We start from the raw sequence: 17,947 nt of genomic DNA on the forward strand, positions 1-17,947 counted from the left end.
CACCTGTGACCGTTTCCGTTTCGGCACGCGTCGCCCGCGACCTAGGATCCTGACATGCGTCGACCGTTCATGGACACCCCCGACCAACTCGCGAGCCTCGAGGGGCAGCAGTACCTCGTGCTCCGGCCCTCCGGTGCGGTCGCCGAGGTCTATCGGAAGATCCAGGAGACCGCGCTCGATCGCCTCGGTATCCCGGCGCGGCGTCCGCACACCGGACACGTCACGCTCCGGGGGTTCTTTGAGCCCGAGCGGCGCGAGGAACTCGCCGCGCTGATCCGCACCTGGGCGGCACAGCAAGAACCGATCGAGGTGAGCGCCGAGGCCGTCGACGAGTTCCCCCTGCCCTGGCAGATCCTGATCGTGCGCCTCGCCCGGAGCGCCTCGCTCATCTCGGCATACTCGACCCTGACTGCCGCGCTGGACGCCACGGACTACCGCCGCCTCGGCGAACTCCCGCTGGCCGACTGGACGTTCCACCTGTCGGTGCTCTACGGCAAGACCCTCGACGCGGCCGACTGGTCGCGGTTCGTGAAAGCCGAGGTCCGCCCGCTCTCACCCGCGCCCACCGAGGTCATCGCCGAAGCAGAGCTGGTCTGGTACGAAGACGGCATCGAGTACGCCGAGGTCCTCCCTCTCGGCGGCTGACCCTCGGCCCAGCTCGCCCCTCGGCCAAAACAGAGACCTCCCGCACCCCGCCCCACGTGTCTTGTTCAGACGCGCCGGGACGAAGCCGGGAGGTCTCCGTTTTCGCAGCCGGAGGCAGACTCAGCTCAGGCCGGAGTAGGCGTGCAGGCCCTTGAAGAAGACGTTCACGATCGTGAAGTTGAAGATCACAGCGGAGAACCCGACGATCGCCAGCCAGGCCGAGGGGTTGCCGCGCCAGCCGCGCGTCGCACGGGCGTGGATGTATCCGGCGTAGATGACCCAGATCACGAAGGTCCAGGTCTCCTTGACGTCGAAGCCCCAGAAACGGCTCCAGGCGTAGTAGGCCCAGATGGACCCCGCGATGAGCGTGAAGGTCCAGAGGATGAAGCCGATGATGGTGAACATGTACGCCAGGCTCTCCAGGCGCACGGCGTTCGGGAAGGTACGGAGGAAGCCGGGCCCGGTCTTCTTCGCGCCTTCGCCGAGAAGTCGCTCACGTCGCGACTGCATCAGCTGGATCACCGACAGGGCGAATGCGAGGGCGAAGAACGCCGTCGCGACCGAGGCCACGAACACGTGGATGACGAGCCACACGCTCTTCAGCGGGTCCATCAGCGGCGAGACATCGACGTAGAAGTTCGTCGCACCGAGGCCGAGCAGCACCACGACGAGGCCGGTGATGAAGGTACCGAGGAAGCGCAGGTCGATGCGAGTGAGCACGACGAGGTACACCGCGATGATGAGCAGCGTGCCCATCATCGCGAACTCGTACAGGTTGGCCCACGGCACCCGGCCTGCCGCGATGCCACGGGTGACCGCGGCGGCGAGGTGGAAGAGGAAACCGAGCACGGTCAGGGAGGTGCCGATCCGGGCCATCACGTATCGCTGCGGAGCGGCGTCTGCCACGGGAGCGCCGGTGGATGCGGTGATGCTGCCGCCACCGGCCCCGACGAGCACAGACTCGCGCACGTTCTGCGCATCGGCCGTCGCCTGCGAGCGCCGCGCGAGATCGAAGGCGTACGCCACGAAGGCCGCCGCGTAGATCGCGATCGCCGTCCAGAGCAGGACCGGCGAGATCACGTTGAGCTCGAGCATGGTGTCAGTCTACTTTCCGGGTGTCGGTTGCCGGGGCTTCCGGCTCGGCGGACTCGTCCGCGGGATCATCGATCGGTGGGCGCGCCGTGGTGCCCCCGGCCGCATCGAGCAGTCGGGCGTGACCGGCGACGAGGTCTTCCACGGCTGCCGCGAGCGTCGGGTCTTCCCCTCGCGCGAGGGCCGCGTACTCGAGGGCGATCTCGCCATCGTGCGCCGTGGCCTTGACCCACACGCGTCGGCGCGGAACGAACAGCGCGATCATGAGGCCGCCGAGGGCGAGCAGCGCGAAGCCGAGCACCCACACTCCGGACTCGTCGCGGTGGATCTGCAGCGAGGCGAAACGCTTCACCGACTCAGAGGCATCCGTCGCGCCGGCCGGCGACTCGTCCTCGAAGGTCACCGAGCCGAGGCCGTTGGGCAGCTGCGCGGTCTGTCCGGGGGCCAGCTCGATCGACTTCACGTCGGTGGTGCGGCCGGTGAGCTTTGTCATCCCGGTGGTGTCGAGCACGTAGACCGAGCGCGGCACGCCCTCGTTGATGCCGAGGTCGCCCGTGTACACGTCGAGCGTGAGCGTCGGGTTCGTGAGGTCGCCGTACGCGGAGAAGAACGCGCCGCTCTCGAGCACACCCGTCGTCGGGTAGAAGAATCCGACCAGGCCGACCTGCTCGGCCAGCCCGTCCGGCACCTTGAGCACGCCCAGCGAGGTCATGTTGTTGTCCTGCGGGAGGAACGGGGTGCTGTTCGTGAACACCACGTTGCCTTCGGGGTCGCGCACGGTCACGGTCGGCGCGTAGCCGTTGCCGAGCAGGAAGACGTCGTCGTCGGCCACCCCGAGCGGCTCGTTGACCTTGACGGACCCCGTGCGCTCCTCCCCGTTCTCCTGCACCGTGACGTTGGCGGAGAAGTCGCCGGCCTGTCCGGAGCCGGGCTCGCCGAACGGCTGATACGTCACATCGAACGAGTCGAGGCGCATCGAGTACGGGGCGAACGCATCGTCACCCACGAAGCGACCGCGGTTCATCGAGTCGTAGTCGAGGAGCGTGTTGGCGAACGTCTCCCCCTCCACCAGCACGCGCTGACCGGTGTACGAGAAGCCGCCGCCGATGCCGACCGTGACCAGCACGCCCACGAGCGCGAGGTGGAAGATCAGGTTGCCGGTCTCGCGCCAGTAGCCGCGCTCGGCGGAGACCGAGAACGTGCGTCCGCGGTCGTAGCGCTCCACCCGGTAACCGAGGGCCTTCAGCTGTTTCGTCGCGACGTCGATGGACGCGGCCGCCTCCGCTTCGGCGTCACCGGTCCTGGTGCCCGAGTCCGCGGACGGATCGCGCGTGATCGCACGGTAGTCCTCGAGCCGCTGCAGTCGAGCGGGAGTGCGCGGCGGACGCGCGCGCAGTGCCTTGGCGTGGTGCTTGATGCGCGGGATCACACACCCGACGAGCGAAGCGAACAGCAGCAGGTAGATCGCCGAGAACCACGGCGACAGGTACACATCGAACAGCTTCAGCCCGTCGAGCACCGGGAAGAGGTCGGGGTTGTCGCGCTCCCACTGCGTGACGCCGTTCGGGTCGGCCATCCGCTGCGGGAAGATCGAGCCCGGGATCGCGGCGATCGCGAGCACGAGCAGCAGGATGAGCGCCGTGCGCATCGAGGTCAGCTGACGCCAGCCCCAGCGCAGCCAGCCGACGAACCCCAGCCGCGGCTGGGTGATCGAGTCGTCGCCGTCGACGTGGTCGGACGGGCGGAGCGGATCGCTGGAGTCGCTGTTCGCGGCACCCTTGTTCTTGGTCATGGCCTTCTCAGTGCGGGGGTTCTTGTCGGAGCTGGTGGACGTCGTGGAGCGATCAGAGCGGGAGGATGACACTTCCGATCACCGCCGTCAGGCGCGACATGATGTCGGTCCAGAGGCCGGTCACCATCAGGATGCCCAGCAGGATCAGCATCACGCCGCCGACGATGTTGACGACCCGGACGTGGCGGCGGAGGAAGCCGACCGCTTTCGTCGCCCAGCCGAAGCCGAGGGCGACGAGCAGGAACGGGATCCCGAGGCCCAGCGAATAGGCCAGGCCGAGGAAACCTGCGCGCACCGGATCGCCGGCGTTGAAGGAGAGGGCGAGGATGGCCGCGAGCGTCGGCCCCATGCACGGTGCCCAGCCGATCCCGAGCGCCACCCCGAGGAGCGGCGCACCGACGATCCCCGCCTTGGAGTCGACGTGGAAGCGGAACTCCTTCTGCGCGAAGCCGAAGAGGCCGAGGAACACGAGGCCCATCGCGATGATGACCACGCCCAGGATGCGGGTGATGAGGTCGCCCCACTGCAGCAGGAAGACCCCGGCCGTTCCGCCGAGCACGGTGTAGAGGATGAAGACGATCGTGAACCCGAGGATGAACAGCAGCACGCCCCCGACGAGCCGCCCCCTCGTCGCGGTTTCGGTGGTCTGCGTCTTCGTCCCGCCTTCCGCACCGGCAGCAGCGGTCGACCGAGGCGCGACGGCACCGCCGAGGAAGCCGAGGTAGCCGGGGACGAGCGGGAGCACGCACGGGGAGAGGAACGAGACGAGTCCCGCGAGCATCGCCACCGGGATCGCGATCCAGAGGGCCCCGGATCCGATGATCGCTTCGGGATTCACGACGTTCCCCGGGTGGTCACGACGTCTCCGCGAGGGCGTCCTTGACGAGCGTGGAGAGGATCGACTTGCCGTCGATCGGGCCGATGATGCGCGCGGCGACCCGGCCCTGCTTGTCGAGCACGAGGGTCGTCGGCGTCGCGGCGATCGGCGTCTCCTTCGCGAAGGCGAGCTTGGCCTGGGCGGTGTCGACGTCGATCAGGCTCGGGTACGTGACACCGTACTCGTTCGCGAAGGCCACTGCCGTGTCCGCCTGGTCACGGGTGTTGATGCCGATGAACGCGACGTCCTGATCGCGGAAGTCCTGCCAGACACCTTCCAGATCGGCTGCTTCGAGGCGGCACGGCGCGCAGCCGGCGTACCAGAAGTTGACGACAGCGACCTGTCCGGCGATGTCGGCGCTGTCGAACTCCTCGCCCTTCTCGGTCACTCCGCTGAAGACGACGGGTTCACCGCGCTCGGAGACCGGGATCTCGACGATCGCCCCGTCGGCGGCGACATAACCGGTGTTCTCGCCGTTCAGGAACGATTCGCTGACCGGATCGGGAGCGCAGGCGCTCAGACCGATGGCGAGCACCGCAGCGAGCGCGGCACCGACCGCACGGCGCGAGCGCCGTGTGCGGGAGGAGCGGCCGCTGCGGATCGGACGGACCGTCGAATCGCTTGGCACGACTCCGAGTTTACGCAGAGCTTCCTATGCGCGAGCCGGAAACGAGCACCCTTCGGAGGCCCATCAGAAGCGCGCCAGGACGTCGTCCACGCCCGCCCGGAACCGCGGACAGGTGGCGATGTCGTGCGCGCGGCAGCCCATCGCGTGCTCGGTCATCTCCCGCGATCGACGCATCTCCTCCATACGGCGATCGATGTCGTCCAGGTGCTGCTGCAACACCTGGTGCCGCCCGGCGCTCCCGTCGTCGAGCAGCACCGCGATCTGTTCGAGGCTCATCCCCGCTGCTTTGCTGCGCTGGATCACGGCGATGCGCACGACCTCATCCTCGCCGTAGCGCCGCCGCCCTGCGGAGTCGCGCGGAGGAGTGAGCAGCCCCACCGACTCCCAGTGCCGCAGCACGTTCGTCGGCAGCTCGAAGCGCTCGGCCACGTCGCCGACGGACCAGGGGTGCGCATCGCTTGACTTCATGTTGACATGAAGTCACAGACTGACGGGGAAAGCAACCCCGCCACCGGAAGGACCCCCATGTACGACGCCATCGTGATCGGCGCAGGACCGGCAGGACTCCAGGCCGCCCTGACCCTCGGACGGATGCACCGCTCGACTCTGCTCCTGGATTCGGGCGAGTACCGCAACGGCACCGTGCTGCACATGCACAACATGATCGGCGCGGACGGGATGCCACCGTCGGCGCTGCGCGCGACCGCCCGCGCCGAGCTCGCGGAGTACGACGACGTGGAGATCCGCGACGCGGCGGCGACGAGCGTCTCGGGCGTCGAGGGCGCGTTCGTCGTGGGCGTGTCCGACGGCACCGTCGTCGAGGGACGTCGGGTCATCCTCGCCACGGGCGTCGCCGACGACCTTCCCGATGTCCCGGGGCTGCACGACCTGTGGGGCACATTCGCCTTCAGCTGCCCGTTCTGCGACGGACACGAGCATGCCGGCAGGGACATCGCCATCATCGGCGCCGCACCTCGGGCCGAGCACCTCATCGGCCTGTTGGGTCGGATCGCCGGGAACATCACCGTCGCACCCGTCGGGGAGGAGTTCGCAGACGACGAGATCCGAACTCTCGAGGCGAAAGGCGCGCAGGTGCGCCGCACGCCGGTCACCTCCGTCGAGAAGGTCGACGGAGGTGTCCGCGTTCACACGGACACCGACGAGAGCGTCGTCGACGGCGTATTCATCTCTGCCGGGGAGATGCGCCAGCGGTCGCCGTTCGCCGCCCAGCTCGGACTGGGAATGCTCGACTCCGGGTGCATCGAGATCGACGAGTTCGGACGCACCTCGCGCCCCGGCGTCTTCGCTGCAGGCGACCTCGCGCACCGCGCGACCCTTCCCGGGCCCATGGCCTCAGTGCTGCTGGCCGCGGCTGCCGGTCAGCTCGCAGCGGTCGGCATCATCCAGTCGCTGCTGGCCGCTGAGCACTGATCACGCCCGAATCGCGGATCAGACCGCGCCGACGTCGACGGCGCCGCCGGTCGCCGCAGGCTCGGCATACGCGACCTCGCGCCAGACATCGCCGACGCGCTCGAACGAGGTGACGCTCGACAGGGCGCAGCGTCGGGTGCGCGGATCGTGCCGGAGCGGAAGCCCCGCGACGCGGAGGTGGGTGATCCAGATCGGCGCCTGGTGCGACACCATCACGACGTCGCCGTCGGGCGCCGCGTCCCAGGCTTCGTCCATGACACCGAGCATCCGCTCCGCGATGGACGAGTAGGGCTCGCCCCAGCTGGGCAGCGAAGGCTGCCGCAGGTGCCACCAGTTCATGGGATTCATCAGCGAGCGACGCATCTGCGTCCCCTCGAACACGTTCGTCGGCTCGATCAGACGGATGTCGATCTCCGGCACGAGGTCGAAGCGCTCGGCGAACGGCTCTGCCGACTCCTGCGCGCGTTCGAGCGGCGACGCATAGAGCGCGGAGACGGGACGGTCGAGCGCCGCCACATGGCCGGCGGCCGCTGCGGCCATCCCCCGGCCCGCGTCGCTCAGGTGGTAGTCGGGAAGACGACCGTAGAGCACGCGGGCCGGATTGTGCACCTCGCCGTGTCGGACGAGGTGCAACCGGGACGCCGTCATCTCACGCCTTGCTGTAGCGCGAATCCCCGAAGCCGAGGATCAGGTACCCGATGTACGGGAAGAAGAACAGCAGGAAGAACGAGAAGACCCCGCCCTTGTTGAAGCGCTCGCCGAGCTTGAACGCGACGATGATCGCGAGGATCAGGTTCGCGATCGGGATGAGGTAGAGCAGTGCGAACCAGCCGGACAATCCGGCGATCTTCACCAGGAAGACGAGGTTCACGATCGGGATGATCGCGAGGATGCCGGGGTATCCGGCCTTCGTGAAGACCTTCCACAGCCCGATGGCGACGAGGATGTAGAAGACGAGCGCGATCAGGCCCGTGGTACCGGAGAAGATCGATGCGTAGAGATCGGAGATGCCGTTGTTGTCCACGTGCACCCTTTCTGTGTAAGAGCTGTGTCGTGGCGATCCTACTGATATGCCGGCCCGGGAGTGGGTGACCGGGCCGAAGACCTCCCGACCGCCCCCGTAGAATGGGCGGGTTCCCCATTTCCCAGATCAGAAGGAATACTCCGTGCTTCGCACCCACTCGGCAGGCTCTCTGCGAGCCGAGCACATCGGTCAGACCGTCACCCTCTCGGGTTGGGTCGATCGCCGTCGTGACCACGGAGGAGTCGCTTTCATCGATCTGCGGGACGCCTCCGGCATCGCCCAGGTCGTCATCCGCGACGAGGAGATCGCCCACCCGCTGCGCAACGAGTTCGTGCTGAAGGTGACCGGCGAGGTCTCGCTGCGCCCCGAGGGCAACGCGAACCCGAACCTGCCCACGGGCGAGATCGAGCTCATCGCGACCGACGTCGAGGTGCTGAACGAGTCCGCGCCTCTGCCCTTCCAGGTCTCCACAGCTCTCGCCGACACCGAGACCGTGGGCGAGGAAGCCCGCCTCAAGTACCGCTACCTCGACCTGCGCCGCCCGGCCCCGGCCGCTGCCCTGCGTCTGCGCTCGAACGTGTACAAGGCGATCCGCGACGTGCTGCACGCCGACGACTTCACCGAGGTCGAGACCCCGACCCTCACCCGCTCGACGCCTGAGGGCGCCCGTGACTTCCTGGTGCCCGCTCGTCTGAGCCCCGGCAGCTGGTACGCCCTGCCGCAGTCCCCCCAGCTGTTCAAGCAGCTGTTGATGGTCGGCGGCGTCGAGAAGTACTTCCAGATCGCGCGCTGCTACCGCGACGAGGACTTCCGCGCCGACCGGCAGCCGGAGTTCACGCAGCTCGACATCGAGATGAGCTTCGTCGACCAGGAAGACGTGATCACCCTCATGGAGTCGCTCATCGTGGCGATGTGGGCGACGATCGGCGTCGAGGTCGCGACCCCGCTGCCGCGCATGACCTACGCCGACGCCATGGCCAAGTACGGCTCCGACAAGCCCGACCTGCGCTTCGGCCTCGAGCTCGTCGACGCGACCGAGTACTTCCAGAACACCCCGTTCCGCGTCTTCCAGGCCGAGTACGTCGGTGCGGTGCGTATGCCCGGCGGCGCCTCGCAGCCGCGCAAGCAGCTCGACGCCTGGCAGGACTGGGCCAAGCAGCGCGGCGCACGCGGCCTCGCCTACGTCCTGTTCAACGAGGACGGCACGCTCGGTGGCCCCGCCGCGAAGAACCTGTCCGAGGCCGAGCAGGCCGGGCTCGCCGACCTCGTCGGCGCCGAAGCCGGAGACTGCGTCTTCTTCGCCGCCGGTGCCACTAAGGAGAGCCGCGCACTCCTCGGCGCCGCGCGCGTCGAGATCGGCCGCCGCCTCGGCTACCTGAACCCCGACGAGTTCGCGTTCACCTGGGTCGTCGACGCTCCGATGTTCGAGCCGGCAGCCGACGCCGTGGCCTCCGGCGACGTCGCCGTCGGCGCGGGGGCCTGGACGGCCGTGCACCACGCGTTCACCGGCCCGAAGCCGGAGTTCCAGGACACGTTCGACACCGACCCCGGCTCCGCTCTCGCCTACGCGTATGACATCGTCTGCAACGGCTCGGAGCTCGGTGGCGGCTCGATCCGCATCCACCGCGAAGACGTGCAGAAGCGTGTGTTCGAGGTCATGGGCATCAGCGACGAGCAGGCCGACGAGCAGTTCGGCTTCCTGCTCGACGCGTTCAAGTTCGGCGCACCGCCCCACGGCGGGATCGCACTCGGCATGGACCGCGTGCTGCAGCACCTGACCAAGACCGAGTCGATCCGCGAGGTCATCGCGTTCCCGAAGTCGGGCAACGGCTTCGACCCGCTGACCTCCGCCCCGGCACCGATCACCGACGCGCAGCGCGCCGAGGCCGGTGTCGACTACGAGCCCGAGGACGACGAGGCCTGACGCCCACCGCCTCGCGCGAGCCCAGGCACACACGCCGGATCAGGCGGTTCTGCGAAGAACCTGCCTGATCCGGCGTTTCTGCCTGATCCCCCAGGCCGCGCGCCGCAGAGCATCTCGAGCCTAGGACGAGAGCGCCGCGAACGCGGGCACGATGTTCTCGTTCCACACGTCGACGCCGAGCTTCGCGATCAGCGCGATGACGACGACGAGGAAGACCACGCGGATGAAGGTGGTCCCGCGCGAGATCGCCATCCGCGAGCCGAGGTAGCTGCCGGCGACGTTCGCGACTGCGAGGATGCCGCCGAGCAGCCACAGCACGGCACCGTGCGGGATGAACAGCATGAGCGCACCCGCGTTCGTCGCGAGGTTGACGATCTTGGCCTTGGCGCTCGCCTGCAGGAAGTCGTAGCCGAGCAGCGCGACCAGGGTGATCACGAGGAAGGTGCCGGTCCCGGGTCCGATCATGCCGTCGTAGAAGCCGATGCCGAGCCCCGCGGCACCCGCCATGATGTGGTGCTTGTGCCCGTCGAACCGCAGCTGGGTCGCCGCGCCCATCTGCGGCTTGAACGCGGTGAACAGCGCCACCGCGAGCAGCGCGATCACGATGATCGGCTTGAACGCGGCCGGCGGCAGCACCGTCGCGACGGCTGCTCCGCCGAAGGACCCGATCAACGCGATGATCGCCATCGGCACGGCAGTGCGCAGGTCGGGCCTGGCTCGTCGGTAGTAGGTCACACTGCTGGTCGCGGTGCCGAACACCGAGGCGAGTTTGTTGGTGGCGAGCGCCTGCACCGGGGAGATGCCGGGGATCAGCAGCAGGGCCGGCAGCTGCAGCAGCCCTCCCCCGCCGACGACCGCGTCGATCCAGCCGGCGCAGAACGCGGCGATCACCACGAGCAGCAGCACCCCCCACGTGAGCTGCTCGAGTCCGAGCACGGCGCCGATATCCACCTCGCCATGATTCCAGAGAGTCGGCACGACCCCCGCATCCGCGCTCGCACCGGACGCGGGCGCTGGCAGACTGGAGGCATGCTCGACGCCCTCCCGCTGCCCCAGCCGCTCGAATCGCGTATCGGAACCGCGCTCCTGCGCCGTGCGACGGTCGACGACACGGATGCCGTGATCACACTGCTCGCCGACGACCCGATCAGCGCGGCCCGCGGCGATGTGGCGTCCGACGAGGATCGTCCCGCGTACGCACGCGGGCTCGTCGAGATCCTGGCCGAGCCGTCGAACGATCTGCTCGTGGTCGAGCTCCACGGCGCGATCGTCGCGACGCTGCAGCTCACCTCGATCCCCGGGATGGCGCGCCGCGGCGCGCGGCGGCTGCTCGTCGAGGCGGTGCGGGTGCAGAGCACACTGCGCTCGTCGGGCATCGGCTCTGCCGTGATGCGCTGGGTCGGCGAAGCCGCAGCCCCCGCAGTCGGCGCGACCATGGTGCAGCTCACCTCCGATGCCGCCCGCACCGACGCGCACCGCTTCTACGAGCGTCTCGGCTACATCGGCTCGCACCGCGGCTTCAAGTACAGCGTGCCGCAGGGCTGAGCTCCGCGGCCCTGTTCGGCCACCGGCTCGCCACCGTCCGTTCACCAGACCCGCGACGGGCGGCAACCTGCGCCTCATAGTGTCCTCTCGCAACCCGAAACCGGCTCACAGCGCCGGACACCGAGAGGACACTCATGGCTCGCTTCACCCGCCGCGCGCGCATCGGCGCCGGCATCGCCCTGGCCACCACGGCCGCACTCGCACTCACGGCCTGCTCCGGCGCAGCTGACGCGACCGGCGGAGGCAGCTCCGACGTCGACGCCTCCGCCGCGACCTCTGTCACCGACTTCGGCACCTTCGCCGACCTCGAGGCTGCAGCCAAGGCCGAAGGCTCGCTCAACGTCATCGCGCTCCCCCGCGACTGGGCGAACTACGGCGAGATCCTCGACCTGTTCGCCGAGAAGTACCCCGAGATCACCATCAACGAGGCCTCCCCCGACGTCTCGAGCGCCGAGGAGATCCAGGCCGCGAAGACGAACGAGGGACTCGACACCGCGCCCGACGTGTTCGACATCGGCCTCACGGTCGCCCTGCAGAACACCGACGTCTTCGCGCCGTACAAGGTGCAGACGTGGGATGACATCCCCGAGGAGCTGAAGGAGCCCACCGGCCTCTTCGTCGGCGACTACGGCGGGTACATGTCGATCGGCTACGACTCGTCGAAGTTCGACGCTCCGGCCGAACTCTCCGACCTGCTCTCGGCCGACTACAAGGGCGCCGTCGCGATCAACGGCGACCCGACCCAGGCCGGTGCGGCCTTCGCCGCCGTCGGCCTCGCCACCGTGCAGTCCGACGGCACGCTCGACGACTTCCAGCCGGGCATAGACTTCTTCTCCGAGCTGCAGAAGGCCGGAAACCTGCTCAAGGTCGACGTGACCACCGCGACGATCGCGAGCGGCGAGACCCCCGTCGTGTTCGACTGGGACTACCTGAACGCCTCGCACACGGCCGACAACAAGGACTGGAAGGTCGTCGTGTTCGACGGCACCGGTTACGCCGGGTACTACAACCAGGCCATCAACGCCGACGCCCCGCACCCGGCTGCTGCCCGCCTGTGGCAGGAGTTCCTCTACAGCGACGAGGTGCAGAACCTCTGGCTGAAGGGCGGCGCCCGTCCGGTGCGCATGGAGGCCATGACCGACGCCGGCACGATCGACGCCGACCTCGCTGCGGCACTCCCCGAGGCACCGGAGGAGACGGTCGTCCCGACCGAGGAGCAGTCGACGAACGCCGGCACGCTGCTCGGCGAGAAGTGGGCCTCGGCGGTCCAGTGACCACCCTCACCGCAACGGGGGCGGATGCCGCGGCATCCGCCCCCACCACCTCCGCCGGGTCCTCGCCGCACGCGAGGGCCCGGCGGTCCGCTCCGTCCTTCGCCTGGCTCGGGCTCGTCCCGTTCGCCGCATACGTCGTGCTCTTCCTGGCGGTGCCGACGATCCTGTCGATCGGCTCCGGCTTCTTCACGAAGGACGGCTCCTTCACCTGGTCGAACATGTCGGCCCTCGCCGATCCCGTCGTGCTGAACACCTTCGCGAACTCCGCCGGGCTCTCGCTGCTCACCGCCGTGGTGGGTGCGCTCGTCGGTGCGCTCGTCTGCTACGCCCTGCTCGGCATGGACCCCGAAGGCCGAACGCGCTCGGCTGTGGACGCCGCGGCCGGTGTGCTCGCCCAGTTCGGTGGCGTCATGCTGGCGTTCGCCTTCATCGCGACCATCGGCATCCAGGGTGTCGTCACGGTCTTCCTGAAGGACTCGTTCGGCGTCAACATCTTCGAGAACGGCACCTGGCTGTACGAGCTGCCCGGTCTCGTCCTCCCCTACTTCTACTTCCAGATCCCGCTCATGGTCATCACCTTCATGCCCGCCCTCGCCGCGCTCAAGCCGCAGTGGGCCGAGGCCAACCTCACACTCGGCGGCACCCGCGCGAGCTTCTGGCTGCGTATCGGCATCCCGGTGCTCGCGCCGTCGTTCCTCGCCAGCCTGCTGCTGCTGTTCGCGAACTCGTTCTCGTCGTACGCCACCGCCGCCGCCCTCGCCAGTCAGGGAGCGCAGATCGTGCCGCTGCAGATTCGCACTGCCCTCACGAGCGAGACGGTCCTCGGCCGCGAGAACCTCGCCGGCGCCCTCGCGCTCGGCATGATCGTGATCGTCGGGATCGTGATGGCCCTGTACTCCCTCGTGCAACGACGCGCGGCCAGGTGGCAGTCGTGAACCGGCTCGGTCCCTCCCTCGCGACCCGCGGGGTCATCGGCATCCTCGTCGGTGCGTTCTTCGCCGTTCCCCTGGTGTCGACGTTCCTCTTCACGCTGCGCGACCCCGAGGGCGGGCTGTCGTTCGCCCGCTGGATCGCGCTGTTCGACCCCGCGGCGGCCGCTACCCTGAGGCCGATCTGGGCGGGCCTGGGCAACTCCCTGATCCTGGCCGTCGTCACGGTGGCCATCGTGCTGCTCCTGCTCGCCCCCACCATGATCCTGGTGAACCTGCGCTTCCCCAAGCTCAAGCCCGCCTTCGAGTTCGCGGTGCTGCTGCCCATCTCCATCCCCGCCATCGTGCTCGTGGTCGGCCTCGCTCCCATCTACCTGCAGATCGGTCGCGCCTTCGGCACCGGCACCTGGACGCTCGCCTTCGCCTACGGGATCACCGTGCTGCCGTTCGCGTTCCGCTCGATCCAGGCGTCGATCGATGCCGCCGACCTGCGCACCCTCGCCGAGGCCGCACGGTCGCTCGGCGCCAGCTGGCCGACGGTCGTCCTCCGGGTGCTCGCTCCGAACCTCCGCCAGGGGCTGCTCGCCGCATCGCTCATCTCCATCGCGGTGGTGCTCGGCGAGTTCACGATCGCCTCGCTCCTGAACCGCCAGGTGTTCCAGACCGCCATGGTCGTCGTGAACAAACAGGATCCCTATGCGCCGGCGATCTTCACGCTGCTCGCGCTGGTGCTCGTCTTCCTCCTGCTCCTCGTCATCGGCCGCGTCGCCCGCGGTACCGGAAAGGCCCGCTCATGACCCTCGACCACGCGCTGCCGCGCACCAAGGACAACCTGCTGCTCTCGCAGGCGGGCGAGGGAACGCGCGTCGAGCTGCAGGGCATCGTCAAGAGCTACGGCGGCAACCGGGTGCTGCACGGTGTGGACCTGGACATCGCCCCCGGGGAGTTCGTCTCGCTCCTCGGCCCCTCCGGCTGCGGCAAGACCACGCTGCTGCGTGTGCTCGCCGGTCTCGAGGGTGCGGACGAGGGGGCCGTGCTCCTGGGCGGCGGAGACGTCTCCCGAGTGCCCACGAACAAGCGCGACATCGGGATGGTCTTCCAGTCGTACTCGCTCTTCCCGCACCTGCGGGTCGCCGAGAACACCGCCTTCGGCCTGCGCCGGCGCGGGATCGCGAAGGCGGAAGCCTCGCGCCGCGCCGTCGATGCCCTCGCGCTGGTCGGACTCGCCGACTTCGCCGATCGCTTTCCGCACCAGCTCTCCGGCGGACAGCAGCAGCGGGTGGCGCTCGCCCGTGCGCTGGTGACCGAGCCCAAGGTGCTGCTTCTCGACGAACCGCTCTCCGCGCTCGACGCGAAGGTGCGCGTGCAGCTGCGCGACGAGATCCGCCGCATCCAGCTGCGCCTCGGCATCACGACCGTGTTCGTCACCCACGACCAGGAGGAGGCGCTGGCCGTCTCCGACCGGATCGCCGTGATGAACGACGGTCGTATCGAGCAGATCGGTTCCCCCGAACAGCTCTACACGATGCCCTCGACCGCCGGAGTCGCGGCTTTCGTCGGCCTGTCCAGCGTCGTATCCGGGGTCGCCGAGGGCGATCATGTGATGGTCTGGGGGCAGCGGCTTCCTCTCCAGTCACGGGCGGACGGGCCGGTCGACGTGTATCTGCGACCGGAGAACGTCTACTTCGCATCCGAGGCCGACGCCGCAGCCGATGCCCTGGTCGAGGAGAGCACCTTCCTCGGCAGCATGCGTCGTACGCTCGTCCGCACCGAATCCGGTGAGCTCGTCCGGGTGCAGCATGCGCCGGGCACCCACCCCGCGTTCGGGGATCGGGTGCGCATCGCGATCGCTCCCGAGCCTGTCGCCGTGCACCCGCGCGGTTGAACCCATCGCTCTTCCCCCGGGCCTGACCCGAGCGCTAGCGTGAGGCCCGAGGGGCGGGGTTCCCTCCATCCGAGAGAGAAAGGACGCCTCATGGCAGGCACGTTCGAGCTGTACACCGACAAGTCCGGCGAGTACCGGTTCCGTCTGAAGGCCGGCAACGGCGAGGTCATCGCGATCAGCGAAGGCTACTCGTCGAAGTCCGCCGCCCTGAACGGCATCGACTCCGTGCGTCGCAACGCCGCAGACGCCGAGGTCGTCGAGGCCGACTGAGCTCGATACCCACGCTTCACGCCGAGACCCCCTGTTGCAGACGTCTGCAACAGGGGGTCTCGGCGATTGCGATAGGTGTCGGCGAACCAGATCTCGGGTCAGAGCACGCGCGAGAGGAAGTCCTTCGTGCGCTGATGCTGAGGGTTGCCGAGAACCTCGCGCGGGTCGCCTTCCTCGACGATGTGCCCACCGTCCATGAAGATGAGGCGGGATCCGACTTCGCGTGCGAATCCCATCTCGTGCGTGACGACGAGCATCGTCATCCCCTCGTCGGCCAACGATCGCATGACCTGCAGCACCTCGCCGACCAGCTCGGGGTCGAGCGCCGAGGTGGGCTCATCGAACAGCATCATGTCGGGGTTCATGCACAGTGCACGGGCGATCGCCACACGCTGCTGCTGCCCTCCCGACAGGTGCCCCGGGTAGGCGTCGGCCTTCTCCGCCAGACCGACCCGGGCGAGCATGGCGTGCGCGATCAGCTCGGCTTCCTTCTTCGACCGCTTCTTCACGCGCTGCTGGGCGATCGTGAGATTGCCCAGCACATCGAGGTGCGGGAAGAGGTTGAAGCTCTGGAAGACCATGCCGATGCGGGTGCGCACGCGGTCGATGTCGACGTCGGGGTCGGTGATGTCGATCCCCTCGATCAGCACCTTGCCGCCGGTCGGCTCCTCGAGCAGGTTCACCGAACGCAGCAGCGTCGACTTGCCCGAGCCCGAAGGTCCGATCACGCACACGACCTCGCCCTTGGTGACGGTGAGGTCGATGCCCTTGAGCACCTCGTTGTCGCCGAACGACTTCACGAGCCCCTGCACGTCGATCGCGGGGGCGTGGACATCAATCAGGTCGGTGATCATCGCTGCCTCGACATCCGTCGCTCCAGCCACGCACTGAAGCGCGTGAGCGGGATCGTCACGATCAGGTACAGGATCGCCGCCATGATCAGCGGCGTTCCGTTCGCGTTCTGCGTGCTCGCATCGCGGGCGAAGGTCGTGAGCTCCTTCGACCAGATGAACGAACCCGCCACGAAGAGCAGCGACGTGTCCTTCAGCAGCAGCACGAACTCGTTGGTCAGAGGCGGGATGATGATCCGGAACCCCTGCGGCACGATGATCCAGAACGTCGTCTTCATGGGCGACATGCCGAGCGAGCGCGCCGCCTCGGTCTGGCCCTTCGGAACGGCCTGGATGCCCGCACGGATCGTCTCGGCCATGTATGCCGAGGCGACGAGGACGAGACCGATGAGACCGAGCACGACGGGTCCGCCCAGCTTCGTGCCGGGCACGCCCAGCGCGATCGGCAGGATGAACGCGATGCCGAAGATCGTGAGGATCGCGGGGAGCCCCCGGAACAACTCGATCCAGCACGTCGCGATCCACCGGAACGGCGCGATGGTCGACAGCTTCATCAGTGCCAGCACGACTCCGAGCAGCAGCCCCCCGGCGAAGGCAACGGCCGTGAACCACAGCGTGTTGACCAACGCGGTCGTGATGATCCCGGGGAACATCTTCGCCGCGACTTCAGGATTGAAGAACAGCGGGCCGATCTTCGCCCAGTCGGTGCTCACGATCGCCCAGACGGCGATCACGATCAGCACCACGTAGACCGTGTAGCGATACAGCTTGCTCTTGGTGGTACGCCTCAACGCCATCGTCGAGGACCTCCCGCTCTACCGACCCCGCCGGTCACTTGGCCGCGAGGTACTCGTCGTAGATCTTCTGGTATCCGCCGTCGTCCTGGAGCTCCTTGAGCGCCTTGTTGACCGCGTCGCGCAGCTCGTCCTTCTCGCCCTTGGCGAAGGCGAAGCCGTACGACTCGTCGGTCGGGTACGTCTCGACGATCTTGTAGTCGGGGTCGTCCTGCTCGTGCACGTAGTTGACGGGCTGGTCCTGCAGGATGGCGTCGATCTGACCCGCCTGCATGGCCGGCCACAGCTCACCGTCCGAGGGGTACTGCACCAGCTGCGCACCCGGAGCGTTCTCGCCCGCGTAGGTCTCGCCGGTGGTGCCCTGCTGCACGCCGACGTTCTTGCCGTCGAGGTCGTCGATCGACTTGATGTCCGAGTCGGCGCGCACGAGGAGCGACTGCAGCGAGTCGACGTACGGGTCGGAGAAGTCGATGTTCGCCTTGCGCTCGTCGGTGATGGTCATCGCAGAGGCACCGATGTCGCACGTGCCGGCGGCGAGCGTGGTGCCGGACTGGAGCGCGTCGAAGCCCACGTCCTGCACGGCGAGCTTCAGGTCGATCTTCTCGGCGATCGCACTGAGCAGGTCGATGTCGAAGCCGGAGTAGCCGGTCTCGCTGGAGGGGTCCTCGACCTCGAACGGCGGGTAGGGGACGTCGGAGCACACGGTGAGCGTTCCGGCCTCGACGAGACCGTACTTGTCGTCGGCGGCGGGAGCGTCACTGCTTCCCGCGTCGGATGATCCGGTGGCGCAGCCGGCGAGCGCGAGGGTGGCCGTCGCCACGAGGGCGAGGCCGGCGATGAGGTTGCGACGAGGCATGTCGGCTCCTGTGAGTCGAGGGCACGGAGGCCCGCTGACGGGTAGGAGTTCATCTAAACATGCGGCTCGTCGCGTGACCAATGACATCGGCATCCGCGCGCATTACGTTTGTGTTGCAAGTACGCCCCGA

Annotated in this window: 20 protein-coding genes; 9 read left to right on the forward strand and 11 right to left on the reverse strand. The window is 68.2% G+C overall.

Annotated features, from left to right (window positions below):
- Positions 1-54: 54 nt before the first annotated feature.
- The gene (locus GZ64_RS0108585) at positions 55-645 is read left to right on the forward strand and encodes a 2'-5' RNA ligase family protein (protein WP_231479854.1); all 591 of its coding nucleotides are present in this window, start codon (positions 55-57) and stop codon (positions 643-645) included.
- A 120-nt stretch (positions 646-765) separates the two neighbouring features.
- Here the strand turns inward: GZ64_RS0108585 and ccsB are convergent, their stop codons facing one another.
- The 5 genes from ccsB to GZ64_RS0108610 all read right to left on the reverse strand — a co-directional run bounded on the left by ccsB (position 766) and on the right by GZ64_RS0108610 (position 5,502).
- The gene (gene ccsB, locus GZ64_RS0108590) at positions 766-1,740 is read right to left on the reverse strand and encodes a c-type cytochrome biogenesis protein CcsB (protein ID WP_021198980.1); all 975 of its coding nucleotides are present in this window, start codon (positions 1,738-1,740) and stop codon (positions 766-768) included.
- Positions 1,741-1,744: 4 nt separating this feature from the next.
- Entirely contained in the window at positions 1,745-3,529 is a 1,785-nt protein-coding gene (gene resB / locus GZ64_RS0108595; RefSeq protein ID WP_081859705.1) for a cytochrome c biogenesis protein ResB, read from the reverse strand.
- Positions 3,530-3,581: 52 nt separating this feature from the next.
- The gene (locus tag GZ64_RS0108600) at positions 3,582-4,367 is read right to left on the reverse strand and encodes a cytochrome c biogenesis CcdA family protein (protein WP_029265955.1); all 786 of its coding nucleotides are present in this window, start codon (positions 4,365-4,367) and stop codon (positions 3,582-3,584) included.
- 16 nt (positions 4,368-4,383) lie between these two features.
- Positions 4,384-5,034 (reverse strand): TlpA family protein disulfide reductase, encoded by a 651-nt coding sequence (locus GZ64_RS0108605; protein WP_029259780.1) that lies wholly within the window; start codon positions 5,032-5,034, stop codon positions 4,384-4,386.
- A gap of 63 nt (positions 5,035-5,097) precedes the next feature.
- On the reverse strand, positions 5,098-5,502 hold the full coding sequence (locus GZ64_RS0108610) for a MerR family transcriptional regulator (RefSeq protein WP_029265956.1): 405 nt from the start codon (positions 5,500-5,502) through the stop codon (positions 5,098-5,100).
- A gap of 57 nt (positions 5,503-5,559) precedes the next feature.
- Between GZ64_RS0108610 and GZ64_RS0108615 the strand changes: the two genes are divergently transcribed.
- Positions 5,560-6,465, forward strand: a complete 906-nt coding sequence (locus GZ64_RS0108615; RefSeq protein WP_029265957.1) for an NAD(P)/FAD-dependent oxidoreductase — start codon at positions 5,560-5,562, stop codon at positions 6,463-6,465.
- Positions 6,466-6,483: 18 nt separating this feature from the next.
- Here the strand turns inward: GZ64_RS0108615 and GZ64_RS0108620 are convergent, their stop codons facing one another.
- Both GZ64_RS0108620 and GZ64_RS0108625 read right to left on the reverse strand, forming a co-directional pair.
- Complete coding sequence (locus tag GZ64_RS0108620; protein WP_021198041.1) at positions 6,484-7,113, reverse strand: histidine phosphatase family protein; 630 nt, start codon at positions 7,111-7,113, stop codon at positions 6,484-6,486.
- A gap of 1 nt (position 7,114) precedes the next feature.
- Positions 7,115-7,495, reverse strand: coding sequence for a DUF5684 domain-containing protein (locus GZ64_RS0108625; RefSeq protein WP_331280734.1), 381 nt, complete (start codon positions 7,493-7,495; stop codon positions 7,115-7,117).
- Between the two features lie 136 nt (positions 7,496-7,631).
- Between GZ64_RS0108625 and aspS the strand changes: the two genes are divergently transcribed.
- Positions 7,632-9,413: an aspartate--tRNA ligase gene (gene aspS / locus GZ64_RS0108630; RefSeq protein ID WP_029259776.1), complete on the forward strand. Its 1,782-nt coding sequence runs from the start codon at positions 7,632-7,634 to the stop codon at positions 9,411-9,413.
- A 120-nt stretch (positions 9,414-9,533) separates the two neighbouring features.
- Here aspS and GZ64_RS0108635 read toward each other — a convergent pair whose 3' ends face one another.
- Entirely contained in the window at positions 9,534-10,364 is an 831-nt protein-coding gene (locus tag GZ64_RS0108635) for a sulfite exporter TauE/SafE family protein (protein WP_081859706.1), read from the reverse strand.
- 78 nt (positions 10,365-10,442) lie between these two features.
- On the opposite strand from GZ64_RS0108635, the gene GZ64_RS0108640 reads away from it, so the two are divergent.
- From GZ64_RS0108640 to GZ64_RS0108665, 6 genes are all read left to right on the forward strand, one after another.
- Positions 10,443-10,958, forward strand: coding sequence for a GNAT family N-acetyltransferase (locus GZ64_RS0108640; protein ID WP_029259774.1), 516 nt, complete (start codon positions 10,443-10,445; stop codon positions 10,956-10,958).
- A gap of 134 nt (positions 10,959-11,092) precedes the next feature.
- Complete coding sequence (locus GZ64_RS0108645; RefSeq protein WP_021198046.1) at positions 11,093-12,232, forward strand: ABC transporter substrate-binding protein; 1,140 nt, start codon at positions 11,093-11,095, stop codon at positions 12,230-12,232.
- On the forward strand, positions 12,229-13,167 hold the full coding sequence (locus GZ64_RS0108650) for an ABC transporter permease (RefSeq protein WP_231479855.1): 939 nt from the start codon (positions 12,229-12,231) through the stop codon (positions 13,165-13,167). Before GZ64_RS0108645 ends, GZ64_RS0108650 begins: the two co-directional genes overlap by 4 nt.
- A complete protein-coding gene (locus GZ64_RS0108655) occupies positions 13,164-13,958 on the forward strand; it encodes an ABC transporter permease (RefSeq protein ID WP_029265962.1) in 795 nt (264 codons plus the stop codon). Before GZ64_RS0108650 ends, GZ64_RS0108655 begins: the two co-directional genes overlap by 4 nt.
- The gene (locus GZ64_RS0108660; protein WP_021198049.1) at positions 13,955-15,046 is read left to right on the forward strand and encodes an ABC transporter ATP-binding protein; all 1,092 of its coding nucleotides are present in this window, start codon (positions 13,955-13,957) and stop codon (positions 15,044-15,046) included. Before GZ64_RS0108655 ends, GZ64_RS0108660 begins: the two co-directional genes overlap by 4 nt.
- 90 nt (positions 15,047-15,136) lie before the next feature.
- Complete coding sequence (locus tag GZ64_RS0108665; protein ID WP_017828129.1) at positions 15,137-15,316, forward strand: YegP family protein; 180 nt, start codon at positions 15,137-15,139, stop codon at positions 15,314-15,316.
- A 98-nt stretch (positions 15,317-15,414) separates the two neighbouring features.
- Here the strand turns inward: GZ64_RS0108665 and GZ64_RS0108670 are convergent, their stop codons facing one another.
- The 3 genes from GZ64_RS0108670 to GZ64_RS0108680 are packed head-to-tail and all read right to left on the reverse strand — an operon-like array spanning position 15,415 to position 17,817.
- Positions 15,415-16,170, reverse strand: a complete 756-nt coding sequence (locus GZ64_RS0108670) for an amino acid ABC transporter ATP-binding protein (RefSeq protein ID WP_029259770.1) — start codon at positions 16,168-16,170, stop codon at positions 15,415-15,417.
- Positions 16,167-16,964, reverse strand: coding sequence for an amino acid ABC transporter permease (locus GZ64_RS0108675; protein ID WP_029265964.1), 798 nt, complete (start codon positions 16,962-16,964; stop codon positions 16,167-16,169). The genes GZ64_RS0108670 and GZ64_RS0108675 overlap by 4 nt, the downstream gene beginning before the upstream one ends.
- A 34-nt stretch (positions 16,965-16,998) precedes the next feature.
- Complete coding sequence (locus GZ64_RS0108680; RefSeq protein ID WP_021198054.1) at positions 16,999-17,817, reverse strand: basic amino acid ABC transporter substrate-binding protein; 819 nt, start codon at positions 17,815-17,817, stop codon at positions 16,999-17,001.
- Positions 17,818-17,947 lie beyond the last annotated feature (130 nt).

The sequence above is a fragment of the Microbacterium sp. Cr-K32 genome, assembly GCF_000708345.1.
GTDB classification, from domain to species: Bacteria; Actinomycetota; Actinomycetes; order Actinomycetales; family Microbacteriaceae; genus Microbacterium; species Microbacterium maritypicum_A.